General features: G+C 50.4%; 17 protein-coding genes. All 17 read left to right on the plus strand.

The window, feature by feature from the left end:
- Positions 1–24: 24 nt before the first annotated feature.
- The 17 genes from PJDR2_RS12205 (at position 25) to trpE (ending at position 14,468) form a co-directional block, all read left to right on the plus strand.
- Entirely contained in the window at positions 25–1,539 is a 1,515-nt protein-coding gene (locus tag PJDR2_RS12205) for a sugar ABC transporter ATP-binding protein (RefSeq protein WP_015844000.1), read from the plus strand.
- A complete protein-coding gene (locus tag PJDR2_RS12210) occupies positions 1,536–2,525 on the plus strand; it encodes an ABC transporter permease (RefSeq protein ID WP_015844001.1) in 990 nt (329 codons plus the stop codon). The genes PJDR2_RS12205 and PJDR2_RS12210 overlap by 4 nt, the downstream gene beginning before the upstream one ends.
- Before the next feature lie 164 nt (positions 2,526–2,689).
- Complete coding sequence (locus tag PJDR2_RS12215) at positions 2,690–2,965, plus strand: HU family DNA-binding protein (RefSeq protein WP_127494178.1); 276 nt, start codon at positions 2,690–2,692, stop codon at positions 2,963–2,965.
- A 223-nt stretch (positions 2,966–3,188) separates the two neighbouring features.
- Entirely contained in the window at positions 3,189–3,410 is a 222-nt protein-coding gene (mtrB, locus tag PJDR2_RS12220) for a trp RNA-binding attenuation protein MtrB (protein WP_015844003.1), read from the plus strand.
- A gap of 133 nt (positions 3,411–3,543) precedes the next feature.
- Entirely contained in the window at positions 3,544–4,101 is a 558-nt protein-coding gene (locus PJDR2_RS12225; RefSeq protein ID WP_015844004.1) for a hypothetical protein, read from the plus strand.
- Positions 4,102–4,224: 123 nt separating this feature from the next.
- Positions 4,225–5,076, plus strand: a complete 852-nt coding sequence (locus PJDR2_RS12230) for a heptaprenyl diphosphate synthase component 1 (protein WP_015844005.1) — start codon at positions 4,225–4,227, stop codon at positions 5,074–5,076.
- A gap of 20 nt (positions 5,077–5,096) precedes the next feature.
- Positions 5,097–5,843: a demethylmenaquinone methyltransferase gene (locus PJDR2_RS12235; protein ID WP_015844006.1), complete on the plus strand. Its 747-nt coding sequence runs from the start codon at positions 5,097–5,099 to the stop codon at positions 5,841–5,843.
- Entirely contained in the window at positions 5,840–6,715 is an 876-nt protein-coding gene (locus tag PJDR2_RS12240; protein ID WP_015844007.1) for a UbiA-like polyprenyltransferase, read from the plus strand. Before PJDR2_RS12235 ends, PJDR2_RS12240 begins: the two co-directional genes overlap by 4 nt.
- A complete protein-coding gene (locus PJDR2_RS12245) occupies positions 6,709–7,338 on the plus strand; it encodes a UbiX family flavin prenyltransferase (protein WP_015844008.1) in 630 nt (209 codons plus the stop codon). Before PJDR2_RS12240 ends, PJDR2_RS12245 begins: the two co-directional genes overlap by 7 nt.
- Entirely contained in the window at positions 7,335–8,195 is an 861-nt protein-coding gene (locus PJDR2_RS12250) for a menaquinone biosynthesis protein (protein WP_015844009.1), read from the plus strand. Before PJDR2_RS12245 ends, PJDR2_RS12250 begins: the two co-directional genes overlap by 4 nt.
- A 4-nt stretch (positions 8,196–8,199) precedes the next feature.
- Complete coding sequence (locus tag PJDR2_RS12255; protein ID WP_015844010.1) at positions 8,200–9,174, plus strand: polyprenyl synthetase family protein; 975 nt, start codon at positions 8,200–8,202, stop codon at positions 9,172–9,174.
- A gap of 213 nt (positions 9,175–9,387) precedes the next feature.
- Complete coding sequence (ndk, locus tag PJDR2_RS12265) at positions 9,388–9,831, plus strand: nucleoside-diphosphate kinase (protein WP_015844011.1); 444 nt, start codon at positions 9,388–9,390, stop codon at positions 9,829–9,831.
- A gap of 37 nt (positions 9,832–9,868) precedes the next feature.
- The gene (locus PJDR2_RS12270) at positions 9,869–10,654 is read left to right on the plus strand and encodes a CheR family methyltransferase (protein ID WP_015844012.1); all 786 of its coding nucleotides are present in this window, start codon (positions 9,869–9,871) and stop codon (positions 10,652–10,654) included.
- A gap of 62 nt (positions 10,655–10,716) precedes the next feature.
- On the plus strand, positions 10,717–10,878 hold the full coding sequence (locus PJDR2_RS33145; RefSeq protein WP_015844013.1) for a hypothetical protein: 162 nt from the start codon (positions 10,717–10,719) through the stop codon (positions 10,876–10,878).
- Positions 10,879–11,055: 177 nt separating this feature from the next.
- A complete protein-coding gene (aroB, locus tag PJDR2_RS12275; RefSeq protein ID WP_015844014.1) occupies positions 11,056–12,150 on the plus strand; it encodes a 3-dehydroquinate synthase in 1,095 nt (364 codons plus the stop codon).
- Positions 12,151–12,155: 5 nt separating this feature from the next.
- Positions 12,156–12,524, plus strand: a complete 369-nt coding sequence (gene aroH, locus PJDR2_RS12280) for a chorismate mutase (RefSeq protein WP_015844015.1) — start codon at positions 12,156–12,158, stop codon at positions 12,522–12,524.
- A 381-nt stretch (positions 12,525–12,905) separates the two neighbouring features.
- Positions 12,906–14,468, plus strand: a complete 1,563-nt coding sequence (gene trpE / locus PJDR2_RS12285) for an anthranilate synthase component I (RefSeq protein WP_015844016.1) — start codon at positions 12,906–12,908, stop codon at positions 14,466–14,468.
- The last annotated feature ends 1 nt before the right edge of the window (position 14,469 follow it).

Consider the following 14,469-nt stretch of genomic DNA (forward strand, 5'->3'; position numbering starts at 1 on the left):
TTTTTAGCTGGAGAGGTGCACAACATGAGTGTTGCAAAGCAATTGCAAATGAAGGGGATCCGGAAAGCTTTTTCCGGCGTCCCCGCCCTCCGCGACGTCGAATTTAACCTGCTAAGCGGCGAGGTTCATGCGCTGCTGGGTGCCAACGGCGCCGGCAAGAGTACCTTGATGAAAATTTTATCCGGTGCTTACAGCCAAGACGAAGGCACGATTACAATCGACGGGCGGCAAGTTCATATTGGTTCACCTGGGGATGCCAAACAATTGGGCATCCATTGTGTTTATCAGGAAGTTGACACGGCTCTTGTGCCGCAGCTGAGCGTGGCGGAGAATGTTATGCTTGACAGTATTTCCAGCAAAGGCAGCAGCCTGTGGCTGAACTGGCGCAAGCTGGAGAAGCAGGCGGAAGCAACACTGGCGCGGCTTGGCGCGTCGATACCTGTCAAGAAGAAGGCAGGGGAGCTGACGCTCGCCGAGAAGCAGCTTGTGCTTATTGCCAGACTGCTGACGGAGAAAGCAAAATACGTTATTTTTGACGAACCGACCGCACCGCTGAGCCTTGAAGAAGCGGAGCGGTTATTCCGTGTTATCGGGCAGCTCAAAGAAGAAGGGATCGGAATCGTATTTATTTCCCACCGTCTTCCGGAAGTGTTCCAGCTCTGCGACCGCATTACGGTTATGCGTGACGGTGAGCGGGTGTTGACCGAGTCTACTTCTTCGTTGACGATTGATGACGTTGTGCAAGCTATGCTGGGCCGAGTATTCGAGGAAGAATTCCCGAAAACGGAGGTTCCGATTGGTGCCCCGCTGCTTGAGGTGTCCGGCGTAACTCGTGGCCATCATGTCCGCAATGTAAGCTTTAATGCCCGCAGCGGTGAAGTTGTTGCCATCGTTGGTCTTGTCGGAGCTGGCAAAACCGAGCTGTCTAGAGTTTTGTTTGGCGCCGACAAGGCAGAAAAGGGTAATGTGACCATCGCGAAAAAAGCGGTTAACAACAGCGAACCGGCGGATGCCATTGCCGGCGGCATTGTGCTTGTGCCCGAGGAGCGGCGGAAGCAGGGTATCCTTGTAGGAGAATCGGTTCAGAACAACTTAAGCCTGCCGATTCTGAAGCTGCTGACGAGAAGCGGTTTCCTGTCAGGGAAGAAAGAGTCGAACAACGCAGCCGCGATTATCGGGAAGCTGGGGATCAAGACCTCTTCTCCCAATCAGAAAACCGGTCAGCTTAGCGGTGGTAACCAACAGAAGGTATCCATCGGTAAATGGCTTCCAACCGGTGCGGAAGTTTATTTGTTCGATGAGCCGACGAAAGGCGTGGATATCGGCGCAAAAAGCGATATTTTCCGGATTATCGGATCGCTTGCCGAGCAGGGGAAGGCAATTGTTTACTTAACATGTGAATTTGCGGAAGCGATGGGTATCGCCGACCGGATTCTCGTCATGTGCGACGGTGCACTTGTGAAGGAATTTGGCCGGGGTGAAGCCACGCAAGAGCTGCTGATGCTTTATGCAAGCGGCGGCAAGGAGGAGCAGGCATGAGAGAGAAGTCACTAGATTTCATTTTTAAATTCGGATCATTACTTGTTATTGCCTTAGTCATCCTATTCTTCTCAATGTGGGATGAGCATTTCTTTACGTATGCGAATTTGTCGGATATTTTGCGGTCTATTTCGATTACTACCTTTGTTGCGATTGGCGTAACCTTCTCTCTGACGGTAGACGGCTTCGACTTGTCGGTAGGCTCTACCGTATCGTTAACGACGGTTGTCACGGCGGCCTTCATGGTCTGGTACGAGCAGCCGGTTGTTGTTGTTATCATTGTGGCTCTGTTGATTGGCGCTTTGGTAGGTTTGCTGAACGCGCTCCTAATCGTCAAAATCCGGATTCCGGACATGCTGGCGACGTTGGCGGTTATGTACATCGTTGGCGGTATTCATAAGACCTATACAAAAGGCTATTCGATCTATAACAATATGCCTATGCCTGACGGGTCTACGGCACCGGGCAAGTTCAGCGAGTCATTCCTATGGCTTGGACAAGGCAAGCTGCTTGGCATCCCGGTACCGGTTGTGCTGATGATTATTGCCGTTATTGCGGTTCACCTGTTCTTTAAATACACTCGCTGGGGACGTCAGATGTACACAACTGGCGGCAACGAAGAAGCAGCGCGACTGTCAGGCGTTCGAGTGCGCCGTATCCGTACGTTTGCTTACGTCGCATCCGGTATTTTTGCGGCCATTGGCGGTATTCTGTATGCGGCACGCGTCGGAACAGGCCAGATCGATGCCGGCGCTCCAATGATGATGGAATCGGTAGCCGCTGTCTTTATCGGTTATTCCGTGCTTGGCGCGGGCCGTCCTAACGTAATCGGTACGTTCTTTGGCGCGATCCTGATCGGCGTGCTTCTGAACGGCATGACGATGATGAAGGTGCAGTACTATGCCAACGACATTGTCAAGGGGGTAGTCCTTGTGCTTGCGCTTGCCGTTACCTTCATTCATTTGTCAAGAAGACGAAGCGGATAAAATGAAAAATTGATGAAAGTACGCGTAACCTCTTTAGGCTACTTGAAATTGGAAATCGGCTGTATTACTATAAGTTTGTTTGAGGTCGAGGTATATTTTTCAAGTTTTCAGTAAATAAGAGGGATAAGATGACTCTTCATTTGCCTTTAGGGGAGGTGAAACAAATGAACAAAACCGATTTGATTAACAAAGTGGCTGAATTGTCCGATCTGTCGAAGAAGGATGCGACGAAAGCGGTTGACGCTGTATTCGAAGCAATCTCCGATGCCCTTCAAAGCGGAGACAAAGTACAACTGGTTGGCTTCGGTAACTTTGAAGTTCGCGAACGCCAAGCCCGTAAAGGACGCAATCCGCAAACAGGCGAAGAGATTGATATCGCTGCAAGCAAAATGCCTGCATTCAAGCCTGGTAAATCTCTTAAAGACCTCGTTTCCAATTAATTGCTTTTGTATAGCGCCCGAACGCCTACGCGTTCGGGCGCTTTCGTTTTTGGCCGTGCTGGCAAGTCTTGCATGTCCGAGCCGGTCTATAGTATAATCGAGCCCAGCAATAGGATGCTAGAGCAGCCCAGAGTGCTGCACAGCGAATGCTTACGAAGTAAGAATTATCACAATCGGCTGAAAGGCAGCCAATTGTGTGACAATTCTTTTTAGGAGGGTTAAGATGGAGCCGAATCAAGGCGATTACATCGTTATCAAAGCGAAGGATCAAGGCGTTCAGGTGATCGGCCTCACGCGTGGTCAGGATACCAAGTTCCATCATACGGAGAAGCTGGACAAGAATGAAATCTTGATAGTTCAATTTACGGATCATACATCGGCAGTCAAAATCCGCGGCAAAGCTTCCGTCATGACCAAGCACGGTACCATGGATACAGACCAGTAAAATGATTGTTCGGACAAACTCCCTCACGCAGAATATGCGTGCAGGGAGTTTTTTTGTGCATAGCTTGGCATCTTCGGTTGTAAAATGGGATATAAGGGATTTTTGAAACGTTTACCAGGATCGGAGGGATTCTATGCGAAAGGCCTATTTGACGGCACTAGGCGCGGCGCTTGCGGTAACGGCGGTGATTGGTCTAATGCCTCATTCCGGAATTGGTCCGGATAGGGGTAGGGGCGAGGTGGCCGTCTTTCATCCCTCCGAGATGAAAAGACTGACAAGCAGTAATCTGGTTGATGCCATTGTTGGCCTGCAGCTGACTGGAAGGGTAGGCAAGGTGCAGTGGACCCAGGCGGTGCTGACCGTTGAAATGCGCGCTGACGATGAGAAGCAGGCTGAGCGTTGGTATAAGGATATGGAGAAGCTGATCAGACTGTCGTTCACCCAGATGGAAAATGTGAACCGGCTGCTGATCCGCTATGTCGACTCCAAATCTGACGGCCAGCTGCTGTTTGCGGCTGATGTCAGGAGGACGGACATATGGCTTGGAGAGAACTTTAACGAATTAAGCGACGCCGATCCGCTGCATGATGAGCTGTGGAGGAAGCGTCTGAGAATTGCTTACACCTCCTTGCTTGAAGAGAAGCTGGGACCAATTGATACCTATTCTACCGCACCCCTTCCATCTTCCTAACGGAGTTGTAGCTAAATAATGAACAATTTAACCTTGGAAGCTTGTTTCGTATGCTCATGACCTAAAGTTGTGCTATAATAGTTTAGATTATTTAGCGGCAATATCTGTTCGGAGGCTTACCCCATGAAACCTTATCGTATCAATGAACTCGCATCCAAGTATGTCGAGTATGACATGATTCAAACTTACACCGAGCTGCCTGCTTTCCCCGACCCGAGGTTAAGGCTGCTTCATGCCGTATTAAGCGAGCATGAAACCCTGGAGCCTAGGAGCGAGCTCTATTCGCTGGTTGTATCGTTGGTACAGCTGGGGATGGATACGCATGATCTGATAGACACGGAAGAGACTCGGCGATCAGAAAACGAGATGAGGTCGAGGCAGCTGAAGGTGCTGGCCGGCGATTATTTCAGCAGCCGTTTTTATCAGCTGTTATCTCAAGCCGGGCAGATCAGCATGGTATCCAAGATCAGCGCTGCGGTATGCGAAGTAAACCGATTGAAAATGGATCTTTATACAAAGATGCAGCAATCGCAATTGAAGGCCGAAGAGTATTTGAACAAGCTGACGGAGCTGAAGAGCGAGATGTTCCAACTGTTCAGCGGCATGATGGAAGGTGCGTTCGTGAAGCTTTGGCCGGAGATGCTGGAGGATGTGAGCCGTTGCGAGACGGTGTTGGATGAAATGAATCGTTTTGATTCACCATCCCGGTTTTATCAAAGCTGGGCTTATTGGCATGTCATGCAGGAAGGCACGCCGGAAGAACAGCAAAGTCTGTCCCGGAAGACGGAGCATTCCTTTATTTACGACCTGCGGGGCAAATACGAGCTTCAAAGCAGCCTGGTCTCGAAGCTGAAAGCCGCAGCAGACAGTCTTCGCAGTACGGCAGCAAAGCTGGAGTCCGACCAGCTGAAGAAAGTGCTTCAGGAATTGGCGGATTCCTTCCTGGAGAAGATGGCAGCCCACACCAGGGCGTAACGAAGCGAGGGATATGACAGATGAATGCAAACACAAGCTCTGAATCAAGTTCAGGCTCCGGCTCGAAAGAACATGTGCATGCGCTGTTCGAGAATATAGCGCCTAAATACGATATGATGAACGATCTGCTCAGCTTCCGCAGACATAAGGCTTGGCGGAAATTTACGATGCGCAAGATGAGCGTACAGCAAGGTCAGACAGCGCTGGATTTGTGCTGCGGTACTTGCGACTGGACGATAGCTCTTGCGAAAGCAAGCGGTACCGGTCAGGTTACGGGGCTCGACTTCAGCCAGAACATGCTGGACGTTGGTTCCGTTAAGGTGAACGGCGAAGGGTTGAATAAGCAGATTACGCTTATACAGGGCAATGCGATGGAGCTGCCTTTTGCCGATAACTCCTTCGACTTTGTTACGATCGGCTTTGGACTTCGCAACGTTCCGGATTACCTGCAGGTGCTGAAGGAAATGGAACGGGTCGTGAAGCCGGGCGGCAAGGTAGTATGCCTCGAGTTGTCGAAGCCGTTGTGGCAGCCGTTCAAGGGAATGTATTACTTATACTTTGAACGGATGCTGCCGACAATCGGCAAATGGGTGGCGAAGCGCTTTGACGAATACAAGTGGCTTCCGGATTCCCTGAAGCTGTTCCCCGACGCCAACCAGTTATCCGAGTTATTCCGGCAAGCCGGGCTTCGTGAAGTACAAGCCTATCCGCTTACTGGCGGAATCGCGGCACTTCACATCGGTACAAAGGAGAAATCGCAGCAATGATTCGCAAACTACGCATTATTTTGGAAATGATAAAATTTGAACATTCCGTATTTGCTCTTCCATTCGCCTTTATGGGCGCTGTTCTTGGTACTTTAGCGGTAGAGAAGCGTTTGCCTTCCTGGGGCGAGATTGGCTGGATTGCACTTGCGATGGTTGGTGCCCGCAGCGCGGCCATGAGCCTAAATCGGGTCATTGACAAAGCAATTGACAAGGCTAACCCAAGAACGGCGCAGCGGGCATTGCCTGCAGGCCTATTGAAATCGATTGAAGTCATCTTATTTATTATCGTCTCCTTCGCCCTGTTGTTTATTGCGGCGGCAAACTTGGATCCCATTGCGATGAAGCTGATGCCGATTGCGGTTGTGATGCTGGTTCTGTATTCTTATATGAAAAGAATCACCTGGCTCTGCCACGTGTTCCTTGGCCTTACAATCGGTTTGTCTCCGCTTGGGGGCTGGGTTGCGGTAACGGGCTCGCTGAATGCCTCGGCATGGGTGCTGTATTTTACCGTTGCCCTCTGGATCGCAGGCTTTGATATTGTGTACGCTACGCAGGATTACGAATATGACCGCGATAACGGCCTTCATTCGATTCCCGCGCGTTTTGGCCTCAGAGGGGCTTTGTGGATCGCTAGGGGCTTCCATGTTGTTACGGCAATCGGTTTCTTCGCTTTGTTCTGGATGACCGAACTGAGCTGGGTGTACCTGATTGGCACAATCGCATCGATTCTGATGCTCTTCTATCAACACTGGCTGGTACGGCCGAATGATCTGTCCCGCGTGCAAATTGCCTTCTTCGGCATGAACGGAACCCTCAGCGTTGTATTGTTTGTATTTGCGATGTTTGATCTGCTGGTGGTGCACCAATGGTAGAATTTAGCGGTGCAACAAGACCTAAACGCTGGGTAGTCGGGATCACCGGAGCTAGCGGGGCGATTTACGGAATCCGGTTGATTGAAGAATTACTTCAAGCGAATTACGTCGTTCATGTCGTCGTGACGGAAGCGGGCTGGCGGGTATTGAAAGAAGAACTTGGCTGGGATACATCGCGCCGTCAGGCTGCGCTGGAGCAGCGGTTCGGTGAAGCCGTAACGGCTGGCCGGCTGGTATTCCATCCGAATGCCGATATCGGCGCAAGCATCGCAAGCGGCTCCTTCCAGGTTGAAGGCATGGCGATTGTGCCTTGCTCGATGGGGTCTCTCGCCTCGATGGCTCGAGGGATTTCGGACGATCTGCTGACGCGTGCGGCGGATGTCATGCTGAAGGAAGGGCGCAAGCTCATTATCGTTCCGCGCGAGACTCCGCTTCATGCGATACATTTGGAGAACATGCTTACGCTTGCCCGGCTTGGGGTAAGAATCATTCCGGCTATGCCGGCCTTTTATTATAAACCGCAATCGATGGATGAAATGATTAATTTCCTTGTCGGTAAAGTGCTCGATAGCATGTCGATCGAGCATCAATTATTCAGAAGATGGGGAGATGACCTTACATGACGGGAAGACTGAATCATCCGCTTCGCGTCGGCCGGATTGATTATGCAAATGCATGGCCGCTTTTTCACTATTTAGAGGACTATACCGAGCAAGCCGGCATCGATATTGTGCTGAAGGTACCGGCTGAACTGAACCGGTTGCTGCGCGAAGGGGAGATACAAGTTTCGGCTGTATCTTCCTTTGCTTACGGTATGAACGATAAGGATTATGTCCTGTTGCCGCATTTATCGGTAGGGTCGGAGGGAAAAGTAAACTCAATCCTGCTGTTCCTTAAACAACCGATCGAGCAATCTTCTCCGGAGCGAATTGCTGTTACAACAACGTCGGCAACGTCGGTTAACCTGCTGAAAATATTAATGAAAAAGTATTACGAGCTTGATCCGGCATACGAGTCGGCTGAGCCGGATCTTGACCGGATGCTGGAGTGGGCCGATGGCGCTCTTCTGATCGGCGATCCTGCTATCCGGGAGTCTTGGGAAAACAAAGGCTTGACCGTCATTGATCTTGGTGAAGTGTGGAATCAATGGACGGGGCTGGCAATGACTTACGCCGTTGTAGCGGCGCGCAAGGAAGCGGTGGAACAGTCACCGGAGGCTTTCGAGCGATTGTTCCAGGCATTTACGGCCAGCAAGGAGAAAAGCGTAGGCGATCTTAAGCCGCTTATCCAGAAGGCAATGGAGCAGCTTGGCGGCGATCCGGATTATTGGCAAATGTACTTCACTTGCCTTAATTACGACTTTGGACCAAAGCAGCAGGAAGGCCTTACGTTGTATTTCCGGTATGCAAGTGAGCTTGGCTTGCTCGATCACGACGTGAACCTGCATTTTTATAAAGAAGAATCTCTGCCGAACAGGTGAAAGTATGAAACTATTAGACATTTTTGCAAAGTTAAAAGGCGATATGTCCCGAATCGAGCAAGAGCTGGAACGAAGCATATCGTTCGGCGATGAGCTGCTTAGCGAGACGTCTCTTCACCTGCTGAAGGCAGGGGGGAAACGGCTGCGCCCCGTATTTGTGCTTCTAGCGGGCAAGTTCGGCCAATACGACCTTGATAAACTGACGAAAGTAGCCGTGCCGCTTGAACTCATCCATATGTCTTCCCTGGTGCATGACGATGTTATTGACGATGCATCAACGCGGCGCGGTCAGCTAACCGTCAAATCCAAATGGGATAATCGGATTGCCATGTACACGGGCGATTATATTTTCGGCAGGGCGCTCACGATAGTAACAGAGCTGGATGATCCGTTTATTCATCAGATGCTCTCGAAATCTCTTGTGCAGATGAGCATCGGAGAGATGGAGCAAATCCGTTATTTCTTTAATACCGAACAAACGATCCGCGATTATTTGCTGCGCATTCGCCGCAAAACGGCACTGCTGATCGCAATCAGCTGTCAGCTTGGCGCTGCTGCGGCAGGGGCGGACAGGGCTACGCTTAACCGGCTGTACCGTTACGGTTATAATGTCGGAATGACCTTCCAGATCCGTGATGATATGCTGGATTTGTTCGGCACGGAGAAGCAGATCGGCAAGCCTCCGGGTTCGGATATCCGGCAAGGAAACATTACGCTGCCCGTCATTCTCGCCTTGAAGGATGACAAGGTGCGTGAACCTTTGCTGGAACAAATCCGGATTATCCGTGAGCATAACGGGAATGTTGATACCAAACCGGCCATTTCGCTGATCAAGAGCAGCAAAGGCATTCAGCTGGCTGATCAGCTTGCAAATGATTACATCAAAAAAGCTTTGGCCGCTTTAGAAGGATTACCGAGTATCGGGGCGAAGAAGAATCTGATTGACATTGCGCATTTTGTAGGAAAGCGTAACTATTAGGGAATGCATTCTTACTGCTCCACAATTCTTTTAAGGAGATGCTTACGAAGCAAGAATTGCTCCACAATTCTTTTAAGCAGATGCTTACGAAGCAAGAGTTGCTCCACAATTCTTTAAAGCAGATGCTTACGAAGCAAGAATTGCTCCACAATTCTTTAAAGCAGATGCTTACGAAGCAAGAACTGCTCCACAATTCTTTTAAGGAGGTAGCGTATGGAAAGAACATTTTTGATGATTAAACCGGATGGCGTGCAACGCGGCCTCATCGGTGAGATTGTATCGCGGTTCGAACGCAAAGGCCTGAAGCTGGTTGCCGCCAAATTTATGGCGATAAGCAGAGAACTTGCAGAAACCCATTATGCCGAACACCATGGCAAGCCCTTTTACGAGCCGCTGCTGAACTTTGTTACAGCCGGCCCAGTCTTTGCCATGGTATGGCAGGGAGATAACGTTATCGCTCTCACGCGTGCCATGATTGGCAAGACGGATGCGGTAGACGCGCTGCCAGGCACTATTCGTTCGGATTTTGCCGTACATACGAATTTGAATTTGATTCATGGATCGGATTCTCCGGAAAGCGCGGCAAGGGAAATCGCGAATTTCTTCTCGCCTGAGCAGCTGGTGGAATACGAACATACCGTTCAGCGTTGGATCTAAGCCATACATAACGCTGTAGTTACAACAGGAGGCGTCCATGTCGGAGGATCTGGATTTCGATCTTTTTATCCAAAGAATGAAGACTAAGACCAATATCGATTTGTCGCAGTATAAAGAAGCCCAAATGAAGCGTCGTCTGACGACGCTTCGCCAGAAGCACGGATACGATACGTTTGAGGCTTATTGGAAAGCTATTGAACAGGACCGGAGCCTGCTGAATGAATTTTTGGACCGCATGACCATTAACGTATCCGAATTCTGGAGAAACCCGAACCGGTGGGAAGTGCTGCAAAGCCGCTTCCTGCCGGAAATGCTCCAGCGGGGGGAGAGGCTCAAGGTATGGAGTGCCGCTTGTTCGACGGGAGAAGAGCCGTACACGATCGCGATGATTCTGTCAGAACTTAACGCGCTTCCTAAAACGTCCTTACTGGCGACTGACCTGGATTCCGTTGTACTGGAAAAAGCGAAAGAAGGGCAGTATTTGGAGCGTTCTTTGCGGGATGTCCCGGCTGCCTACAGGCAGAAGTATTTCCAGCCGGATCACGGGATGCACGCGGTGTCGGATAAGCTCAAGAACGCAATTACGTTTAAACAGCAGAATCTGCTTTACGATTCATTTGATCAATCCTTTGACCTCATCGTCTGCAGGAATGTCATGATTTATTTCACGGAAGAAGCCAAGCACTTATTGTATCAAAAATTCGCAAGCGCGCTTCGGCCCGGAGGACTCCTGTTCGTCGGAAGCACGGAGCAGATTTTCTCCCCTTCTCAATATGGGTTTGAGTCGGCCGATACCTTTTTCTACAGAAGAATTACCGGCTAATGTATACCGATTTCCATCCGCTCCAATACTAAAGACAACCGAACTTTTATTGGAGGATGAAGATGGACAAGCGACAAGTGATTCACGCTTACCGAAGCGGGATCATATCCATTCAAGAATGCGCTCAGATTCTTGGTCTCGACAGCCGTCAGCTGCCTAATCTGTTAAGTCAGATGGCAGTGAAGGCAGACTGGGAAACAAACAAGCGCTTTGTGAACAGCTAACGCTTTTCCATAGCCGCCCGAAAGGCGGATGTTAGAGCCAGAAATGGCTTTGGCATCCGCCTTTTTGCGTAACTAAGCGCTTCCGCATTTCTTGTCAAAGCCTGAAGCCTGTACTATAATGAGCAAAGATGTTTACATAACAAGCCCGGAATATGAACAGTTAGGATGGTACAGATCATGCGCGAACTGAAAGTTGAGCTAGGCGAACGCTCTTATCCCATTTATATCGGTGAAGGTCTTTTGCAGGAAGCGGCAGCGTATTTCAAAAAGCATCAGATTAGCTTGAAATCTCCGCTTCTTATCATTACGGATGAACGTGTTGCCCCTCATTATCTCGAGCCGCTCGAAGGTACTCTTCGTGAAGCCGGTTTTACAGTAGCTAGTGCGGTTGTCCCTGCTGGCGAAAGCTCCAAATCGCTCTCCATGCTGGAAAGCCTCGTGACAAAAGCGCTTGAAGCCGGACTCGACCGGAAATCAACGATTGTAGCTTTGGGCGGCGGTGTAGTTGGGGATCTTGCCGGATTTGTCGCGGCATCCTACATGCGCGGCGTGAAGTTTGTGCAAATCCCAACGACGATCCTGGCGCATGACTCCAGTGTTGGCGGCAAGGTTGCGGTTAACCATCCGCTTGCCAAAAACATTATTGGCGCTTTCCATCAGCCTGAGATGGTGCTTTATGATCTAAACACGCTGCAGTCGCTGCCTCCGAGGGAAGTAAGCGCGGGCTTGTCGGAAGTTGTGAAGCACGGGTTAATCTGGGATGCGGAATTTACGACATGGTGCGAAGAAAATGCAGACCGTTTGCTTGCGCTTGAACCGGATGCGCTTGGATATGCCCTTTATAAAGGCTGCAGCGTAAAGGCAGCCGTTGTATCTCAAGATGAGCGCGAGAATGACCTGCGCGCGATTCTGAACCTTGGCCATACGATCGGCCACGCGCTGGAAGCGGTAGCCGGCTATGGCGAGCTTTTGCATGGGGAAGCAATCTCCATTGGCATGATTGGCTCGGCGAGACTGGGATTGCGCTACGGCGCGCCTGAAGAGGTTTATACGACCACGAAGCGCGTATTGTCCAAGGTAGGCCTTCCGGTAAAGCTTCCGGCGCATTTTGACGTAGATGCCATTATGGATGCGATGATGCATGACAAGAAATTCAGCGAGAGCACGATGGTATTTGTAGTGCCAACCGAGATCGGCAAGGTGGAAATCAAGAAGGATGTACAGTCCGCATGGGTACGGTACATCGTTGAGCAATTGAAACTGGAGGCGTAAAAGGGATGACAGTTAGAGGGATTCGCGGTGCCATTACCGTCGACGTAAATGAAAAAGAGCCTATTTTGCAGGCAACGCTTGAGCTGCTGCAGGAAGTTGTGAAACAAAACGATATCGTACCGGATGATATTGCAAGCGTGTTTATTACCGTTACGCAAGACTTGGACGCTACATTCCCGGCAATTGCGATCCGTCAAATGGGCGGCTGGGATCTTGTTCCATTAATGTGCGCGCTTGAAGTGCCGGTGAAAGGCAGCCTTGAGCGCTGTGTCCGTTTTATGATCCATCTGAATACGGACAAAACCCAAGCCGAGATTAACCATGTCTATCTTGGAGGAGCGCGCGTGCTTCGTCCGGATTTGTCAAAATCCTGATTGACGCGAGGTCTAATCGGTAGTATATTGAGACTTAACAATAGTTAGGCAAGAGAAGAGTAGCAAGTTAAGAGACAGGTTTTAGAGGAAACATGGACCGTCATCACAGGATGGCGCATCCGTTTCAAAAGAGGTAGCAGGCTTTTAGTTGAGTTGAGATGAGTTAAGCAGAGACGAGTGCAGGACAGTTGAGAATAGAAGGCTTGTTTACCGCAGCTAAGCGCAGAAGATAGTATCGTTATCATGCGCCTTAGGTCTATTCTTTATTTTGTTCGCAATCTTATTTGTCATCATCTATACATTCAACGCCCCTGCTCCCGGCAGGGGCTTTTTTAATGCCCTTCTAACCCATACGCGAGTACCAAGAGGAGGAACCCCCCCATGACAAATGAATTGCAGCAAGTAACGAAGCTGGCCGACCAATACAATATTATTCCGATTGTACGCTATATTCTTGCAGATACAGAAACACCAATCAGGCTGTTCCAGCATTTTGCGAAGGAGCAGCACGCGTTCCTGCTTGAGAGCGTAGAGGGCGGAGTGAAATGGGCGAGATATTCATTCATCGGGACGGATCCTTTCATGATGCTCTACGGGAAGAACGGCAAGATGGTACTGGAGCATAACGGAGAGAAGCAAGAGTTCGACGAGAAGCCGATTGAGCTCTTGAAGGCTCAGCTGCGCGGCTTCCGCAGCCCGTCGCTGCCGGAGCTCCCGCCATTTACGGGCGGTGCGATCGGATATTTCGGATATGATCTGCTCCAATATTACGAGAACCTTCCGGCGCACCGCATTGATGACTTGCAAATGAATGATTTGCAATTTATGTTCTGCGACCAGGTTATCGTATTTGACCACTTCAAGCAGCAGCTGCAAATTATCGGGAATGTTCATATCCCTCATGCAGCAACCAACGCGGATATCGAGAAGGCTTATAACCGTGCGGCAGCCAAGATCGAGGCAACGATCGAACGTTTGCAGCAGCCAATTACGGTTCCGGTAACATCGGGTTCGTCGATTCCGGTTGATCCTGAGCTTGGCGATGTGCAGTCGAACCTGACGAAGGAACAGTTTATCTCGAATGTTGAACAGGCGAAGGAATACATCCGCGCCGGCGATATTTTCCAAGTGGTCTTGTCTCAGCGCTTCAGCATCGAAACCGAGGTTGATCCGCTTCATGTATACCGCGTGCTACGCACGATGAACCCGTCTCCTTATATGTACTATTTGAAAATGGGAGATGAAGTAATCGTAGGCACGTCGCCTGAAGCGCTCGTAAAGGTTAACGGCGACCGCAAAGTCGAGACCCGCCCGATTGCCGGAACAAGGCCGCGCGGCAAAACGCCGGAGGAAGATAAGGCGCTTGAGGTGGAATTGCTCGCCGACGAGAAGGAACGGGCGGAGCATCTGATGCTGGTGGACCTTGGACGAAATGATATAGGGCGCGTATCGGAATTCGGCACGGTACGATGCGATGCCTATATGGAGATTGAGCGTTACTCGCATGTCATGCACATCGTGTCCAACGTATCCGGCAAGCTTCGCGAGGACAAAGACTTTTTCGACGCTTTCCTGTCCTGTCTGCCGGCCGGTACGGTATCCGGCGCTCCCAAGCTTCGGGCGATGGAGATTATCGCTGAGCTCGAGAACGAAGCGCGCGGCGCTTACGCAGGGGCAATTGGTTATCTCGGATTTGGAGGATCACTGGATACATGCATCACAATCCGGACCATTGTGTTCAAGAACGGCAAGGCTTACGTTCAAAGCGGAGCGGGGATCGTATGGGACTCGGTTCCGGAGAGCGAATATATGGAAACGGTCAATAAAGCAAAAGCGTGCCTTAAGGCGATTCGCGCTGCGGAAGCGGTTTTTGGCAAACGAAAGAGTTCGGCTGAACAGGCGGTTAACGCGGACTACTATGTAACAAGCGGAGAGGTGTTGTAAA

This window comes from Paenibacillus sp. JDR-2 (genome assembly GCF_000023585.1).
In the GTDB taxonomy this organism is placed as follows: Bacteria; Bacillota; Bacilli; order Paenibacillales; family Paenibacillaceae; genus Pristimantibacillus.

Coding starts and splice junctions, on each gene's coding strand:
- mtrB (WP_015844003.1), top strand. CDS start 3,189: ATGGAGCCGAATCAAGGCGATTACATCGTTATCAAAGCGAAGGATCAA.
- PJDR2_RS12270 (WP_015844012.1), top strand. CDS start 9,869: ATGTCGGAGGATCTGGATTTCGATCTTTTTATCCAAAGAATGAAGACT.
- PJDR2_RS12205 (WP_015844000.1), top strand. CDS start 25: ATGAGTGTTGCAAAGCAATTGCAAATGAAGGGGATCCGGAAAGCTTTT.
- ndk (WP_015844011.1), top strand. CDS start 9,388: ATGGAAAGAACATTTTTGATGATTAAACCGGATGGCGTGCAACGCGGC.
- PJDR2_RS33145 (WP_015844013.1), top strand. CDS start 10,717: ATGGACAAGCGACAAGTGATTCACGCTTACCGAAGCGGGATCATATCC.
- PJDR2_RS12210 (WP_015844001.1), top strand. CDS start 1,536: ATGAGAGAGAAGTCACTAGATTTCATTTTTAAATTCGGATCATTACTT.
- trpE (WP_015844016.1), top strand. CDS start 12,906: ATGACAAATGAATTGCAGCAAGTAACGAAGCTGGCCGACCAATACAAT.
- PJDR2_RS12245 (WP_015844008.1), top strand. CDS start 6,709: ATGGTAGAATTTAGCGGTGCAACAAGACCTAAACGCTGGGTAGTCGGG.
- aroB (WP_015844014.1), top strand. CDS start 11,056: ATGCGCGAACTGAAAGTTGAGCTAGGCGAACGCTCTTATCCCATTTAT.
- aroH (WP_015844015.1), top strand. CDS start 12,156: ATGACAGTTAGAGGGATTCGCGGTGCCATTACCGTCGACGTAAATGAA.
- PJDR2_RS12250 (WP_015844009.1), top strand. CDS start 7,335: ATGACGGGAAGACTGAATCATCCGCTTCGCGTCGGCCGGATTGATTAT.
- PJDR2_RS12240 (WP_015844007.1), top strand. CDS start 5,840: ATGATTCGCAAACTACGCATTATTTTGGAAATGATAAAATTTGAACAT.
- PJDR2_RS12225 (WP_015844004.1), top strand. CDS start 3,544: ATGCGAAAGGCCTATTTGACGGCACTAGGCGCGGCGCTTGCGGTAACG.
- PJDR2_RS12215 (WP_127494178.1), top strand. CDS start 2,690: ATGAACAAAACCGATTTGATTAACAAAGTGGCTGAATTGTCCGATCTG.
- PJDR2_RS12235 (WP_015844006.1), top strand. CDS start 5,097: ATGAATGCAAACACAAGCTCTGAATCAAGTTCAGGCTCCGGCTCGAAA.
- PJDR2_RS12230 (WP_015844005.1), top strand. CDS start 4,225: ATGAAACCTTATCGTATCAATGAACTCGCATCCAAGTATGTCGAGTAT.
- PJDR2_RS12255 (WP_015844010.1), top strand. CDS start 8,200: ATGAAACTATTAGACATTTTTGCAAAGTTAAAAGGCGATATGTCCCGA.